The sequence below is a fragment of the Marinobacter sp. genome, from assembly GCF_048269445.1.
In the GTDB taxonomy this organism is placed as follows: Bacteria; Pseudomonadota; Gammaproteobacteria; order Pseudomonadales; family Oleiphilaceae; genus Marinobacter.
In genome coordinates this window covers 1-13,995 of the sequence record NZ_JBLXIQ010000005.1, presented here as the reverse complement: position 1 = coordinate 13,995, position 13,995 = coordinate 1, and the positions used below count along the sequence as shown (strand labels likewise).

The window sequence follows — 13,995 nt, the reverse complement described above, 5'->3', positions numbered from 1 at the left end:
CTTTGAACCTGAAGCGCCAGCTACTCGTTGCCAGCCTGCTGATGCTTCTGATTCCCTGGGCAGGCCTGCAGTTTGTTCTGGAGCTGGACGATGCCCTGCGACAACAGGCCCGGCAACAACTCCGGGAACAGGCTGAACGACTGGCCGAGACCGCCGGCGATCTGATGATCGGCATGCCCGCGGTGGCCTCTGGTGAACCCGCGATTTACGTTGAACCTCTCACCAGCACTATCAACCTGGACGGCTACGGCGACGACTGGCCGGGATACGACGACGTAAACCCACTCCGCAACTGGCAGAGCAGCAACGCGTCCGGCTCTGGCCTGCCCGCCCTGCATTGGCAGGCCGCCACGGATCAGCAAAACCTGTATCTGCTCATCCGTATCAGTCCACGTCAGCCGGTGTTCTTCAACCCCGGTAATCCGGACCAGCCCCACGACCGGCTCAGCCTGTGGCTCAAGCCCGATACCCAAAACGTTTCGCCGGACCAGCCACCGCTTTCCTGGCTGATCCGCACGCCCGCGCCAGGGCAGGTTTATGGCCTTATCGGGGCCACCTTGAAACCGGATTACCGGGTTTCCAGTTACTGGCAGGGGGCGGGCGATGGCTGGCAACTTGAGCTGAAGCTACCCATGCCAGCGGGCCGCAGCCGGCTTGGCTTTGCGGCCCTTTGGGGAGAGGGAGGGGCAGAGACGATGACGGTCTCAACGCCAACCGATCCTCTGCCGGTGCTGGTCAGCCGAAATCTGGTCCTTGAACGGCAAATTGAATCGCAGCTGAACCGGGGCCAGCGCGCCCGTCTGGTGGAGCCGGCAGGCTGGATTATTGCTCGGCAGAGTGCCGCTTCTGCCACCTCAGGACCGGAATTCGACGCCCTCAGCCCGCTTCAGGTAATTGAACAGATCAGTCTCAATGCACTCCGGGCGCTGGTGCGTTTTTATCAACCGGAACCTACCGCCATCAAGACCGGCGGCAACCAGATAGACACTGACACCCTGCCCAGCGAGGGTCTGGTTCGCCACGAGGACGACAGCGTCTGGTTAGTGACCACCCGGCCAGTATTCGGGGGCCGCACACTGGTACTGGAGCAATCTCTTGATCAGCTCCTGACGCTGTCAGGCTCTACGCTCGGCTCAGTCATTGCTCGTAGTACCTTCATTATCGTGGCTCTGACACTGGTGCTGCTCGGCTACGCCAGCTGGCTGTCCTGGCGAATAACCCGGCTGCAACGGGCGGTCAGTGCCAGTATTGACGAAGATGGTCGGATAACCGGTACGGTACCGGATTCCCACGCCAAGGATGAACTGGGCCAGCTGCAAAGGCATTTCAGCCTGGTGGTGGATCGCCTCCATGGCTATAACCGCTACCTCGAAAGCTTTTCCCGGCGATTATCCCATGAACTGAAAACACCGGTTGCCGTGGTGCGCTCGTCGCTGGAAAACCTCAGCCATTGCGAAACCGAGGGGGAGCGCAGGCAGTATATTGAGCGGGCAGCCTCCGCCACCGAACGGCTCCGGCAGATACTGCACGGCATGAGTGAAGCCGCCCGCCTGGAGCAAAGCCTGGACCACGCCGACAAGGAACATTTTGACCTGGCCGAGGTCGCAGCTCAGGCCACTGCTGCCTACCAGGCACTGGATAGCAGCCACAACATCCGCTACTCGGGTCCGGAAACGGGCCTGCAGCTCACCGGTTCGCCGGAACTGATCGTGCAACTGCTCGACAAACTGGTGGATAACGCCCGGGATTTCACACCGGAAGGTGGTTTGATTGAAGTCGGGCTGGAAACCACGGCGGAAGGCCTCTGCCTGTCGGTTTTCAACGAGGGGTCCAGCCTGCCGGATAGCCCTGCAACTGACATTTTCAGCCCGTTCGTATCACTGCGGGAAGGACGGGAGCAGGGGCACCTGGGCCAGGGCCTGCTAATCGTCAACCTGATTGCCGACTACCATGGCGGGCGCGTTGATGCGCAGAACCGCACCCAAGGTGGCATTGACGGCGTCTGCTTCCGCGTTATCATCCCGGCAACCCATTCTTGAAACAGGACAGCACGCCGTGAGCGCACGACTGGACTCCCTCGACATCCATCCGCTTCGGAACGATCTCTATAAGGAGCTGCACTCACGACCATTCCAGGTGCTACCAACGCCGGCCCGGGTCACTCAGATAGCGGTGCTCACCACCCCTGAGCAGCGCCAGCAGCAGTTCCGACACCTGCAGGAGTTGCACCGGTTACTGGGCAAGCCAGTGCCGGAGCAGGAAGTCGGCTGTTTTGAGCACACCTTTGGTTCCCTTCGGGTGCGGCGTGAAATGCACATGGAGTTTGCCTCCTACACGTTTATTAACCTGGCCAGCAGCAGCGACACCCCCTTCACCGAAACAGGGATTACACCGCTGCCGGAAGGCTGGCTGGAACAGTTGGCCGGCACTGTGATAGCCGCCTTTCACCTGGAAATACGACCGGCCGCCGAAGGCACCGGAGGGGACCTGGACTATGTCCGCAAGCACTTCGAAGGTATGCGCCTGATTGGCAGCAGTCCCCAGGAGGGCGCGGCCCGGGTGTGGGGGACGTTCAGGCTGCACAGCGACGGATTCGGCCGATTCATGGTGATGAACCATCACATGTCCGACAGCCAGCTTGGGCGCCTTACCCAGCGGCTTATGGAGATTGAAACCTACCGCCTGATGTCGCTGCTGGCTCTGCCCGTTGCCCGTGAAATAACCCCATCGCTGAATGATATGGACGAAAAGCTGGCGGTGATCACCCAGTCTCTTGCCGAAAATCAGGACGTCGATGAAGAAAAACTGCTGGCCCAGCTGACCAACATCGCTGCCCGCATCGAGGCCTTCCGGGCCCGTTCCACCTTCCGTTTTTCGGCCACCCGGGCCTATCATCGGCTGGTGCTGACCCGGCTGGACGAACTTCGGGAAGATGAGCTCTCCGGCCACCTGACTCTTACCGAATTCATGACCCGTCGGCTGACACCGGCGGTAAAAACCTGCGAAGCAGTCAGCGAACGCCTGGAAGATCTTTCACGCCGGGTAGACCGCGCCTCGGACATGATGCGGACCCGGGTGGAGCTGGCCATTCAAAGCCAGAACCAGCAGCTACTCAGCTCCATGGACCGACGCTCCAAGATCCAGCTGATGATGCAACACACTGTGGAAGGCTTCTCGGTGGTTGCCATCACCTACTACCTGATTGGCCTGCTCAAGTTCGGCCTGGACTCGATTTACCAGGCAGGTTTTGCTTTCAATAAGACGATGGTTCTGGGTATCGCCATTCCGGTTGTGATGGCTCTGGTATTCCTCGGGGTTCGGCTGGTGCACCACCACTTTATCCGGATGGCGAAACGGCAATAACCCCGGCTAACGCCCGGAACCCTCGTCTCCGGCAAACTGCCGGTAAAACTGTTGAGCCGTACGGCCATTGCGGACCCCCTTGGCGGTGGCGAAGCGGATGGCCTCCTGGTGCAAACGTTCCCGGTCTGCCACCCGTGGAAACAGCGCATCCACCGCTTGCAGGTAAACCTCCTGTGAAAATGCGTAAAACGATAACTGCAGGCCGAAGCGATCCGCCAGGGACACCTGTTCCTCTATCGCCTCGGCCGGATGCAGCTCACCATCGCGCATCTCGCTTTTGAGATTATCAGACATGAATTCCGGCATCAGGTGCCGGCGATTTGAGGTGGCGTATACCCGCACATTCTCCGGAGGTAGTTCCAGAGAACCTTCGAGCACACTTTTCAGCGCCTTGTAGCCAGTCTCGCCGGCATCAAACGACAAATCATCGCAGAAGATGACGAACCGGAACGGCGAGTCGCAGATCTCATCGACGATTTCCGGCAGATTCACCAGGTCGTCCTTGTCGACCTCAATCATTCGCAGGCCGCGTTCCTGATAGCGATTCAGCAGCGCCTTGATCAGCGAGGACTTCCCCGTGCCCCGGGAGCCCCAGAGCAACGCGTTATTGGATGGCTCGCCGGCCAGAAAGCGCTCGGTGTTGCGGGCAAGGGCTTGTTGCTGCCGGCTGATACCGGTCAGATCCTGCCACTGCACCGGATCGAGCCGGCGAATGGCCCGCAGGCCCGAGCGATGACGACGCCAGACCGCCGCTGAAGTGGTTTGCCAGTCAATAGATACCGTTCCGGACATACACCTCTTTCCTATTCCGTCCCGTGTCAGCCTGTGAAACACTGAACACTCAGTTGATAACCGGTTGAATAGGAGACTTTACCCCAAATGGCCGTAAAATCCGTTGCTCTGGTGGCACACGACAACAAGAAAAAGGAACTGGTGGACTGGGTCGCGGACAACCGCACCCGCTTTGCGCCGCTCAAACTCTATGCCACCGGCACCACCGGCCGGCTGTTGCGGGACAACCTGGAGCGGGACGACATTCATTGCCTGCTCAGCGGCCCGTTAGGGGGAGATCAGCAAATCGGCGCCAAGATCGCCGAAGGCGAAATCGATCTGCTGGTGTTTTTCTGGGACCCCCTTGAGCCCCAGCCCCACGACCCCGACATCAAAGCCCTGCTGCGGATTGCCGCACTCTGGAACATTCCCGTGGCCTGTAACCGGGCGACGGCGGAATTCATCCTGACGTCCGCCTACATGACCGACGACCTGCATCGGCCGAAAAAGCCGGATTTCTCCGATTATACCGGCCGCTCGGTCAGCGCCTGAGACGGTAGGCAATGCTGGTGGATATGACTACACTGAAAACATAGTCGTATAGGACTGCCGGCATTGCAATGAGCTCCATCGCTACCCCCCTCCGATTCCAGTGCATGTACCTGGCCATCGCTGCGCTGTTCGCAGTGGCGTGTCTGCTTGTCGTTCCGGCGGCAAACGCCGGCCAAACAGCTGAGACGGTCACCGTAGGCATTGTGGCCGACAATAAGCCCTATTCCTTCAACGAGGGTCTGGGCGCCTCCGGTTTTTCCGTCGATATCCTGCGGGAAGTGGCCGCGCAATCTGGTCTCAACCTCACCTTCAGAGCTGGCAGCTGGTCCGAGGTTTACGGCGCCTTCATGCGTGGCGAACTCGACGTAATCGATGGCATCTCTTTCCGGCAGGACCGGGCGGAGCAGATCCTATTCACCAAGCCCTATCACATTCGCCAGACCTACCTGATGCAGGACACCAAGAACCCGATCGGCGCGGTAAATTCCCTTGAGGACCTTCGGGGGCTGCGGGTGGGAGTTGTCAGGGACATCTATTACCGTGACGTGCTCTCGGACAATGGCATCACGCCCAACAGCTACGACTCCCTGTACAGTCTCATCCGCGCCCTGGCATTCGGCTGGGTGGATGTGATTATCGGGCCGCGCCTGACACTCCAGTATTACGCCAACGAGGCCGACTTCCGGTTTCTCGCGATTGTCGGCGAAGCGCCGCTGGGAGAGCTATCCCGGGAAGATTTCCGGATAGGGGTGCTAAAAGACAATCCGGCCCTGTTCGAAAAGATCGATCGTGCCTTGCAGCAGATTCCCGAAGCCCGCAAACAGACCTTGCTCGAACGCTGGCAGGAGTATGGTGGGGCCAGTCTCTCCGGCTCGGAAAATTTCGCTCCGACCCCCGGGCAACGCCGATTCATCAATGAAACGGGGCCGGTACGTGTCGGGCTGATGCGGGATTATGCTCCCTACAGTTTCGAGAGCGGCACTCGCATCCAGGGCCTGACGGTAGATGTTCTCAACCGCTTGTCAGACCTCACCGGTCTGCAGGTCATTCCCGTCGGCGGTCAGTGGGTTGAGCTGCTGCAACTGTTTCGCAACGGTGAGATTGATCTGCTGGCAAACATGTCGGCCAACCCGGAACGTCAAGCCTTCAGCCGGTTCACCGAGCCCTATCACAACATACCCAATGTCGCGTTTACCAGAGACCAAACACTGACCCTGAACAGTCTTGAGGATCTCAAGGGGGTGCAGGTTGCCCTCGGCTCCGGCATCTATTACGAACATCCGGTACGGGAGGCTTTGGGAGACAACGCCCGGGTCTTTACCGCCCAGGATGCCATGTTCGAAGCACTGGCCCGGGGCCAGGTGGATGTGGTTCTTGCAGCACTGCCCAACGGCAACTACTGGATCAGGGAGCTTGGCATTGCCGGAGTCCGAATCGCGGGGGAGCTGGTGCTGGAGGACCTTCCCGGTGAGGACCTGCGCTTTGGCGTACGCCCCGAACTGGCGCCACTGGCCGACATCCTGGATCAAGCCCTGTCTGCCATCAGCGCCGAGGAAATGCGAACCATTGAGAACCGGTGGCTCGGGGCCAGTAACGGCAGGCAACATCCGGCCAAGGGCGAGGTTACCCTGAACGACGCCGAACTGGCCTGGCTCAAGTCCCGGGACCAACGCGTGTCCGTGTGCATCGATCCGGAGTGGTTGCCTCTTGAGGGCACCGATTCGGCAGGCAACCATGTGGGCTTGTCGGCCGAGGTGTTCCGGCTGTTCTCCGAGCGCTCCTTGATCCGGTTCGAGGTATTCGCCACGGATAACTGGCGGCAGTCCCTGAAAGCCGCAAGAAACCGCCAGTGTGACCTCCTCACCATGGCCATGAAGACGCCGAACCGGACCGAATTCCTGAACTTTACCGATCCCTACCTGGAAGTGCCCAATGTGGTGCTCGGCCGAATCGAAGCGCCCTTCATCGAGCGAGTGGGCGATTTACGAGGGCTACGGGTGGGGGTCGTCGAAGGTTATGCGTTTGCGGAGCTGCTCGGGAACCGTTACCCATCGCTGGATCTGGTTGAAGTACTCAACGAGCAGGAGGGATTGCGGCAACTGCAGAACGGTGTGCTGGATGGTTACATTACAACCCTGGCGACCGCCAGTTACCACATGCAGGAGCTGGGGCTGGCGGACCTGAAGGTTATCGGAAGAATTCCCGCCGACTGGTCGCTGGCTGTGGCAGTGCGTAACGACGAACCGGTTCTGCTTGGCATCATGCAAAAGCTCGTTTCCAGCCTGACGACTGAGGAACGGCAAAGCCTGGAAAGTCACTGGCGGAATATCAGGCTGGAACAAACGGTGGACTATACGCTGGCCTGGCAACTGCTGCTCGCCGGCACCCTGGTGACGGCCCTGCTGGTCTACTGGAACCGAAAACTGGGCCGCCTGAACCGGGAGCTGGCAGTGGCCAATGAAACCCTGGCCAGGCTCAGTATGACTGACGACCTGACCCAACTGGGCAACCGAAGCTACTTTGACCAGGAGTTTCGCAAGAGCTTTCAGTGGTGCCAGCGCCACAACTCCGGTTTCGCGGTTGCCATGGTCGACGCCGATCATTTCAAGAAAATCAACGATACCTATGGCCACGAAGCCGGCGATCTCTGCCTGAAAGCCCTGGCAAACACCATGCGCAAACACTTCCGCCGGGAAACCGACCGCTTGTCGCGGTTTGGCGGCGAGGAGTTTGTTGTCTTTGCCAGCTATGAAGACAGCGATGAAATCCGCAACCGCCTGGAACGCTTACGGGAGGCAGTCGCAAGTGCCTGTAATATCTGCGACAGCAAGGATATCCAGCTGACCATCAGTATTGGCCTGGCCACCGGCACTCCGGGGCCGGAGGACACTCCCGCGGAGTTTCTCAGGCAGGCCGACCAGGCCCTGTACCAGGCCAAGCAGAACGGCCGGAACCGGCTGGAGGCGCGAGCGATCCACGCCTGAGTGGTGATAAGATCTCAACAAAGACAAGGATAAGGAGAAAGCCATGGCACGTATCTACGAGGACAACTCACTTTCTATCGGCAACACCCCGCTGGTGAAACTGAACCGGGTCAATGACGGCGCCACCATCTGGGCCAAGATCGAAGGCCGAAACCCAGCCTATTCCGTCAAGTGCCGGATCGGCTCTGCGATGATCTGGGACGCCGAGAAACGCGGCACTCTGAAGCCCGGCATGACGATTGTGGAGCCCACCAGCGGCAATACCGGCATCGCACTGGCCTTTGTAGCGGCCGCCCGGGGTTACAAGCTGATTCTGACCATGCCGGCTTCCATGAGTCTTGAGCGCCGGAAAGTCCTGAAAGCCCTGGGGGCCGAGCTGGTGCTGACCGAGCCGGCGAAGGGCATGCCCGGCGCAATTGCCAAGGCAGAAGAGATCTTCTCCTCTGATCCCGACAACCATTTCCTGCCCCAACAGTTCCAGAACCCGGCCAACCCCCGCATTCACGAGGACACGACCGGCCCGGAAATCTGGAATGATACCGACGGTGAAGTGGATATCTTCGTGGCCGGCGTCGGTACCGGCGGCACGCTGACCGGCGTTGCCCGTTACATCAAGGGTACCCGCGGAAAAGCAATTACCACCGTCGCCGTCGAGCCCACGGACTCCCCCATCATTACCCAGGTAATGAACGGGGAAGATCCAAAACCCGCCCCTCACAAGATTCAGGGCATTGGTGCCGGCTTTGTACCCAAGAATCTGGACCTGGACCTGGTTGACCAGGTGGAAACTGTTTCAAATGAAGAGGCCATGGACATGGCTCACAGGCTGATGCAGGAAGAAGGCATTCTCTGTGGTATTTCCTGCGGTGCCGCCGTTGCCGCGGCGGTCCGGGTGAGCAAGCAACCCGAGCACAAAGGCAAGAACATCGTGGTGGTACTGCCGGATTCGGCAGAACGCTATCTTTCCTCGGCGCTATTCACCGACCGGTTTGGCGAGCTGGAAAACGTGCAGTAAGGGAAAAAGGCGCAGCCTTTCGCTGCGCCTTGCCCTCATCAAAACTGATACTTGAGGCCAACCCGGCCAGTATCGAACTCAGGCCCGCTGTTGGTCACCTGACCGTTAAAATCGCTTTCATCAACGTCAACGTTGTAGCGGTTATACTCCGCGAACGCCGTCAGCTGCCTGGTAACCCGAAAATCCACACCGGCACCCACAAACGGTGTCACCTCATCGTACGTTTCGCTTTCGTTGAAGGCATCCACGTCAAAGAACGAAGCAAAAGCGCCGGCTTTACCGTACACGCCAAAACTGTCAGTCAATGGCAGCCGACCAACCGCGCCCAGGCCAACCCCTTTGAGCTTGCCATCCACGTTATCATCACCGAAGTTTCCAAAATCGATGTACTCCGCTTCCAGAGCAAAAAACTCATTGAACTGGTAACCAAGGGCTGCGCCAAGCAGGTCGTTCTCGTCCTCAAACTCTCCACCATGGGATTTGTAGCCACCGTAGCTACCGCTGATGTAAGGCCCTGACTGGTCGCGCTCGACGCTACCCTGAGCGAGAGCGGCGGGGGCAGAAAAAGCAGACGCGGTGAAAAACGCGGCACAGGCTAAACGGGTTCCGGAAATCATAAGGCTTTCCTCCTAGTGAGTTCAGATGTCCTTCTCATTCCATGGGTAACCGGAAACTGTCTCTCGATTACCTGAACTCACCCTACTAGGGGTTGTGCCTCACGTGGGTTAAAACCGACCTAAGAATTAGTAATTCTGGATTAACCAAAAAGGAGGGGAAAGCCGATCACATCAAACGGCCGATCCTTGATCCGCCGGGGGGTTGTTCTCTGCAGCAGAAGCCTCAGCAGCGCCAGCTTCGCCAGACGGTTCGGACTCCGCGCGCTTCATCAGAATCGCGCCACCCTGCAGCAGCAGTGATCTGAGCCGGGGATCTCCCTGTTCCGCGACCCCGACGGCAAATGCCATCAGAGCTGCCTCCGTGGGATTCTCCCGAATCAGGTCCCGAAGCACATCAATGCCGGAACGCGATTTGCCACCGGCCCCTTTACCACGTTTGCTCGAAGAAGCTGGGCGGGTTAAACGCTGGAAAAAGAGCGCGAGCAGAAGCACACAAGCAAACCCGAGCAGCCCCATGGCCCCGGCCTCGCCAAGCCATGGGGAAAGCGCCAGAATTGCTGCCTCAACCAGAAGATAAAACCCGGTGAGTAGCAGGGCGGTGAGCAAAACCATTGCCAACACAAAACCTATGACGGCGGCAGCAGCCTTGCGCAACACACCCTGTACCTGAGCTGAATCAAGCATCATCAGCGATCAAGCAGTTTGCCCACCAGAATACCGGCCAGAAACATGATAATGATGCTGAGGAACGGCCGTTCCTCAATCTTGTGCTCAACATCATGAAAGGCTTTGTCTCCGGCATCCTTCGCGCGATTGAAGGCTGCATCGCCCTTTTGCCTGACCTGATCCAGGGCCTCGCGGCTTTCACGGCGGATCTCATCCCGCAGGCTGCTGATGTTGCTCTTCTGGCTTTCCGAAACGCTCCGGGTCAGCTTCGCCATATCGTCCCGGAGCGCTTGCAGATCCCGCTTTACCTGGTCGTAGTCTTCTTGGGTAGATTTCGCTTCCATTTTTTCCTGCCTCCTTGAACAATCGATTTACTGCGAATTTGGCGTTTCCTTAATACAGTACAACCTCCACCAGTTATTGCATCCAACAACGTACCTGCGAATCGCCTACCCTAAAGCTAGCACAGTCTATTCGAGGGCGCGTTACTGTCACTTAATCCATTCGCGGATCCCCGGACAGACCCGTGCCGTTGTCATAGCAAGTCGCAGTGGCCGGCCATGCGGGCATGAATGGCTGGGTGCATGGGGCGTTGAGTTCCGGAATGAGCTTTACCGGGAGAGGCGGGTACCAGAGAAAGGACAAATGTTCACAGCGACAGGCCCACCAGGGCCCGTAACGTCAAAACCCGCTCCTTGTGAAATGAGTGATACTGCATCATCAGAGTTCACAAGGAGGGTTGCGCCAGAATGACGGTTCGTTGACGAACCGGTTGCTGTCAGCTTGCCGCCGCAGCCTCATACTCACGAACCATGGCAGTCAGCTGATCCTTGAGGTTCAGCCGTTGCTTCTTGAGGTTTTCCAGGCGCTCGTCAGAGGTGTTCTCTGCACCCGTTTCGATGCGATGAACGGCATGGTCCACATCATGGTATTCATCAAACATCTTCGCGAAATGATTGTCGCTGGTCTTGAGATTATGAATGGCTTCTTTTGATTCGGGCATTTCGTGAATCAGATCGTGCTTTTCCAAGGACATACAGACAGTCTCCATGACTGGGATGGGTTTCACTGGCTTCAGTGTAGGCCTCCCACCCTACTCTGGTTTTGACTACGGTCAATGGGGGGCACTGTGGACTTACCCCGGTCCACTAGACACTACTAGCCTATGATTGGACTTACCCCGGTGGTCATGCCGCCATAATGTGGTCGGAAATTGACACCATAAGTTGGCCGATAAGGTCGCAAAGCGGACACTCAGATTCGGGCGTAACGCCTGCGCTTTGTTCTCAAAGCGGATCTTTTTGCTGATCCGAATTAGGCGATTTAAGTAGTATTCCGAATGCCCTTATCTTGTGAGGATTCACTCCATTCTAAGTCCGTAACTTTGCACAAACCCTTCCACGTCACCGAATTGAACCTTGGTCCATTGCTCGTTAGGTTCATCTAAAATTACGACGCGATGCCCAGCTATTAATCCTCTGAGAAGACGAGAATTGAGGTCTGGTTTTGCAAATATTGATAGGGTGCTGTGCCAAACCTTGGCGGTTGGAACGTTTTTAGCCTTTACAATAGCCCCGGCTTCCTGCGTGTCTTCATTGTCAAAAGAATCAGGTTGTTTAAATTGCGCGGGCTCCCCTCTGAAATTTTTGGCCCAGCTCCTCGCTATGTAGCCTGTTTTTCCATTGTAATTGACTCTCAGCCAGCTCCCCGAAGCGACGCTTAAAATTTCCACTTCTGTGTTTACCGGTGCAACATCGAGAAGTTGTCCACTAAAAGATGGCTTAGACAGAAGCTTTGTTTCATTCAGCGCTGTATCTGCTTTACCGAAGGCGGCCTGGTTCTCCTCCCATTCTTCAATATCCCGAACGTAAGAGGTTTTAGCTGGAGGACTAAGAGCCGCATTTAGAGAACTTCTGCGAGACACCTCGGATTGAGGGGTAAACCCTTGGCCCCTCATGCAATCGTTAAAAAGGTTTTGTCTTTGAATTGACTTCCCAAGGTTGGCAAAGGCCTGCCCTGTATTATTGTTGTAAGTAGTCGACGTCCCGCTGTAGGTGGCACTGTCGCCTCCGGAGCCATAAACGGTTCCCGATTGATAGGTCGTTGAAGTTCCAGAATTACTGTAGTCCATTGGTGTGGCACCAGTCGCTAGTGCTTGGCAATAGGAACTAGCCCGATAGTATTCGGTTTGGTTCGCTCCCGGCTTTGTCCAGGTGTATGTTTGAGCGCAGCCAGAAAGGACCAACAGAAAAGTAAATAGACATAGAAAAGAGCGAAAATGAGGCACAGCGAGGCTCCAGCAGAATACAGTAACGCCTATAACACTAGCACAGTGACCTGCCCCCAGCGATAAATGGCGTCGAGGTCTATTGCCGTGCGAATGTCCGCTTTTGTTTAGCAGCAACCGGTTGATAGGAGATGGTGGAGGAAGGCGGCCAAACTCCGAATCTATGGCACCATAATGTGTCCATTCCGGCCAATTTATGGTGTCACGACCAGTGGCATCGTAAGGTAATTGTCCGTCCTGGTCACAAGACTCGATTTTTTGCACATAAATAAGGATGTTTAAAGGGCCATGTCAGAGAGCCAAATGCTGTCCAATTTGCGCGTTCCCTTTGGCCAACGAGGTTCTCGGCTTTATGCCGCAAAGGACGTCCAGCGAGGCCTGGACTGCGGCTGTCACTGCCCTAAATGCGGGGCCAGGCTGATCGCCAATCACCCGAAGATCAAGCGTCACTATTTTTCTCATCACCAAGCAAAAGATTGTCCGGGGGGCTATGAAACGGCAATTCACCTGATGGCCAAACAGATCCTGCTCGATTACAGATGGGTTCGCACCCCCGGCAAAACCGTTGAGTTAATTGAGCGCCACTATTCTGAAATTGATGAGCTGACCGATCAGGTATCCTACCCCGAGAGAGACCTTCAACTGACGGAGATTGTTTCGGAACAAAAGGAGGAGCGCTGGCGACCGGACCTGACTGCTACCCTGAGAAATGGAGCTACGCTGTTCATTGAGATCAAAGTGACTCACGGAGTTCACGAAGAAAAAATGGTCGATCTCGATAACCTGCTTGAAATTGATCTGAGTAAGGTGAAAGCCTCGCAACTCTCCGACACTGAGGTTTTCGCAGAAATCGTGCTCAGGTCAGCGCCCCGTGATTGGCACCGCTGCTCCTTGTACGACAATCTGGAAAGGACGGAGACCAACAGGAAAAGGCTGAGAACGAGAGCGGAGGCCCAATATCAGCGCTGGCTGGAGGCCACGAAACAAGAGCGCGCAATGGCCGACGAAGAGCGTCGTGTCGCGGCGAATCGGCGACAGAAAGCCAAGGCCGACCAGAAAGCGAAATTCCATTCCCGGCAGTTAATCAAACCACTGCTGGAGCAGGCCCAGAAAGAACAGCGCGATTACCTGCCCTTGCCAAGCAAAGGGACTCCCTCGGATTGGCGAATCGAAGGCGAGGAAGTCTTTGCCGGACATCGCAGTGAATGGCAGGGAATGATCCATCGAACCTTTGTATATGGCAGGCCAATCAATTCCGTGTTTTCCGTGAACGATGTTGTTCGACATGTGTGCGCTAACATTCCGTTAGCGCCGGCGATGGCGGGCCTGATGAAACATAGACAAATACTGACCGCAGAAGAACTCGATACGATCCGGACGCCGGACGATGTGATCGCGAAGTATCTTTTTTTACTAGGTCTCAGTGCTTATCTGCAACCAGGTGCCCATGACGGCACCTACGTAGTCATTGATCGAGACCAAAATTGGGACCCTTCCACTATCTTGCGGAGACCTCGGGGCAGCGGCTATTAACAGATCAGCCTCATACTCCGCGTTCAACCCAGTTGCAGAGATAGATAAGACAGCCCCAGACACTTACACATAAGTGTTTGGAGTTGTGAGGAACCTGGTGACTTACGCGTAAGTGTTTCGAGGGTGCGTGTGACCTGCTCCCCTCTAGCTTAACCGTTTTCAGCTTAGTAATGTTCATCACAGCAGAGGACGATGAACATGAAAAAG

At 56.8% G+C, this 13,995-nt stretch carries 12 protein-coding genes; 6 read left to right on the top strand and 6 right to left on the bottom strand.

Going from position 1 to position 13,995, the window contains the following annotated elements:
• Positions 1–2 precede the first annotated feature (2 nt).
• Together ACN0XM_RS11615 and ACN0XM_RS11610 are read left to right on the top strand one after the other, a co-directional pair.
• Positions 3–2,039: an ATP-binding protein gene (locus ACN0XM_RS11615; RefSeq protein ID WP_417567107.1), complete on the top strand. Its 2,037-nt coding sequence runs from the start codon at positions 3–5 to the stop codon at positions 2,037–2,039.
• A 16-nt stretch (positions 2,040–2,055) separates the two neighbouring features.
• Positions 2,056–3,363, top strand: a complete 1,308-nt coding sequence (locus ACN0XM_RS11610) for a DUF3422 family protein (RefSeq protein WP_417567106.1) — start codon at positions 2,056–2,058, stop codon at positions 3,361–3,363.
• A gap of 6 nt (positions 3,364–3,369) precedes the next feature.
• Here ACN0XM_RS11610 and ACN0XM_RS11605 read toward each other — a convergent pair whose 3' ends face one another.
• Positions 3,370–4,155, bottom strand: a complete 786-nt coding sequence (locus tag ACN0XM_RS11605; protein WP_417567105.1) for an ATP-binding protein — start codon at positions 4,153–4,155, stop codon at positions 3,370–3,372.
• A gap of 87 nt (positions 4,156–4,242) precedes the next feature.
• Between ACN0XM_RS11605 and ACN0XM_RS11600 the strand changes: the two genes are divergently transcribed.
• The 3 genes from ACN0XM_RS11600 to cysK all read left to right on the top strand — a co-directional run bounded on the left by ACN0XM_RS11600 (position 4,243) and on the right by cysK (position 8,685).
• A complete protein-coding gene (locus ACN0XM_RS11600) occupies positions 4,243–4,686 on the top strand; it encodes a methylglyoxal synthase (RefSeq protein WP_417567104.1) in 444 nt (147 codons plus the stop codon).
• Positions 4,687–4,754: 68 nt separating this feature from the next.
• Complete coding sequence (locus tag ACN0XM_RS11595; RefSeq protein WP_417567103.1) at positions 4,755–7,670, top strand: transporter substrate-binding domain-containing protein; 2,916 nt, start codon at positions 4,755–4,757, stop codon at positions 7,668–7,670.
• Between the two features lie 43 nt (positions 7,671–7,713).
• A complete protein-coding gene (gene cysK / locus ACN0XM_RS11590) occupies positions 7,714–8,685 on the top strand; it encodes a cysteine synthase A (RefSeq protein WP_417567102.1) in 972 nt (323 codons plus the stop codon).
• Between the two features lie 38 nt (positions 8,686–8,723).
• Here the strand turns inward: cysK and ACN0XM_RS11585 are convergent, their stop codons facing one another.
• The 5 genes from ACN0XM_RS11585 to ACN0XM_RS11565 form a co-directional block, all read right to left on the bottom strand.
• Positions 8,724–9,302: a porin family protein gene (locus ACN0XM_RS11585; protein ID WP_417567101.1), complete on the bottom strand. Its 579-nt coding sequence runs from the start codon at positions 9,300–9,302 to the stop codon at positions 8,724–8,726.
• A gap of 171 nt (positions 9,303–9,473) precedes the next feature.
• Positions 9,474–9,989: a hypothetical protein gene (locus ACN0XM_RS11580; RefSeq protein ID WP_417567100.1), complete on the bottom strand. Its 516-nt coding sequence runs from the start codon at positions 9,987–9,989 to the stop codon at positions 9,474–9,476.
• Positions 9,989–10,312 (bottom strand): DUF883 family protein, encoded by a 324-nt coding sequence (locus tag ACN0XM_RS11575; RefSeq protein ID WP_417567099.1) that lies wholly within the window; start codon positions 10,310–10,312, stop codon positions 9,989–9,991. The genes ACN0XM_RS11580 and ACN0XM_RS11575 overlap by 1 nt, the downstream gene beginning before the upstream one ends.
• 434 nt (positions 10,313–10,746) lie before the next feature.
• Positions 10,747–11,004 carry a YdcH family protein gene (locus tag ACN0XM_RS11570; protein WP_417567098.1) on the bottom strand — a complete coding sequence of 86 codons (258 nt, stop codon included), beginning with the start codon at positions 11,002–11,004 and terminating at the stop codon, positions 10,747–10,749.
• Between the two features lie 324 nt (positions 11,005–11,328).
• A complete protein-coding gene (locus tag ACN0XM_RS11565; RefSeq protein ID WP_417567097.1) occupies positions 11,329–12,099 on the bottom strand; it encodes an SH3 domain-containing protein in 771 nt (256 codons plus the stop codon).
• Between the two features lie 444 nt (positions 12,100–12,543).
• On the opposite strand from ACN0XM_RS11565, the gene ACN0XM_RS11560 reads away from it, so the two are divergent.
• Complete coding sequence (locus ACN0XM_RS11560; protein WP_417567096.1) at positions 12,544–13,788, top strand: competence protein CoiA family protein; 1,245 nt, start codon at positions 12,544–12,546, stop codon at positions 13,786–13,788.
• Positions 13,789–13,995: the final 207 nt, after the last annotated feature.

Bases quoted from the DNA above. Each gene is read 5' to 3' on its own strand.
- ACN0XM_RS11605 (WP_417567105.1), bottom strand. From the start codon at position 4,155: ATGTCCGGAACGGTATCTATTGACTGGCAAACCACTTCAGCGGCGGTC.
- ACN0XM_RS11565 (WP_417567097.1), bottom strand. From the start codon at position 12,099: ATGGACTACAGTAATTCTGGAACTTCAACGACCTATCAATCGGGAACC.
- ACN0XM_RS11570 (WP_417567098.1), bottom strand. From the start codon at position 11,004: ATGTCCTTGGAAAAGCACGATCTGATTCACGAAATGCCCGAATCAAAA.
- ACN0XM_RS11560 (WP_417567096.1), top strand. From the start codon at position 12,544: ATGTCAGAGAGCCAAATGCTGTCCAATTTGCGCGTTCCCTTTGGCCAA.
- ACN0XM_RS11575 (WP_417567099.1), bottom strand. From the start codon at position 10,312: ATGGAAGCGAAATCTACCCAAGAAGACTACGACCAGGTAAAGCGGGAT.
- ACN0XM_RS11580 (WP_417567100.1), bottom strand. From the start codon at position 9,989: ATGATGCTTGATTCAGCTCAGGTACAGGGTGTGTTGCGCAAGGCTGCT.
- ACN0XM_RS11600 (WP_417567104.1), top strand. From the start codon at position 4,243: ATGGCCGTAAAATCCGTTGCTCTGGTGGCACACGACAACAAGAAAAAG.
- cysK (WP_417567102.1), top strand. From the start codon at position 7,714: ATGGCACGTATCTACGAGGACAACTCACTTTCTATCGGCAACACCCCG.
- ACN0XM_RS11585 (WP_417567101.1), bottom strand. From the start codon at position 9,302: ATGATTTCCGGAACCCGTTTAGCCTGTGCCGCGTTTTTCACCGCGTCT.
- ACN0XM_RS11595 (WP_417567103.1), top strand. From the start codon at position 4,755: ATGAGCTCCATCGCTACCCCCCTCCGATTCCAGTGCATGTACCTGGCC.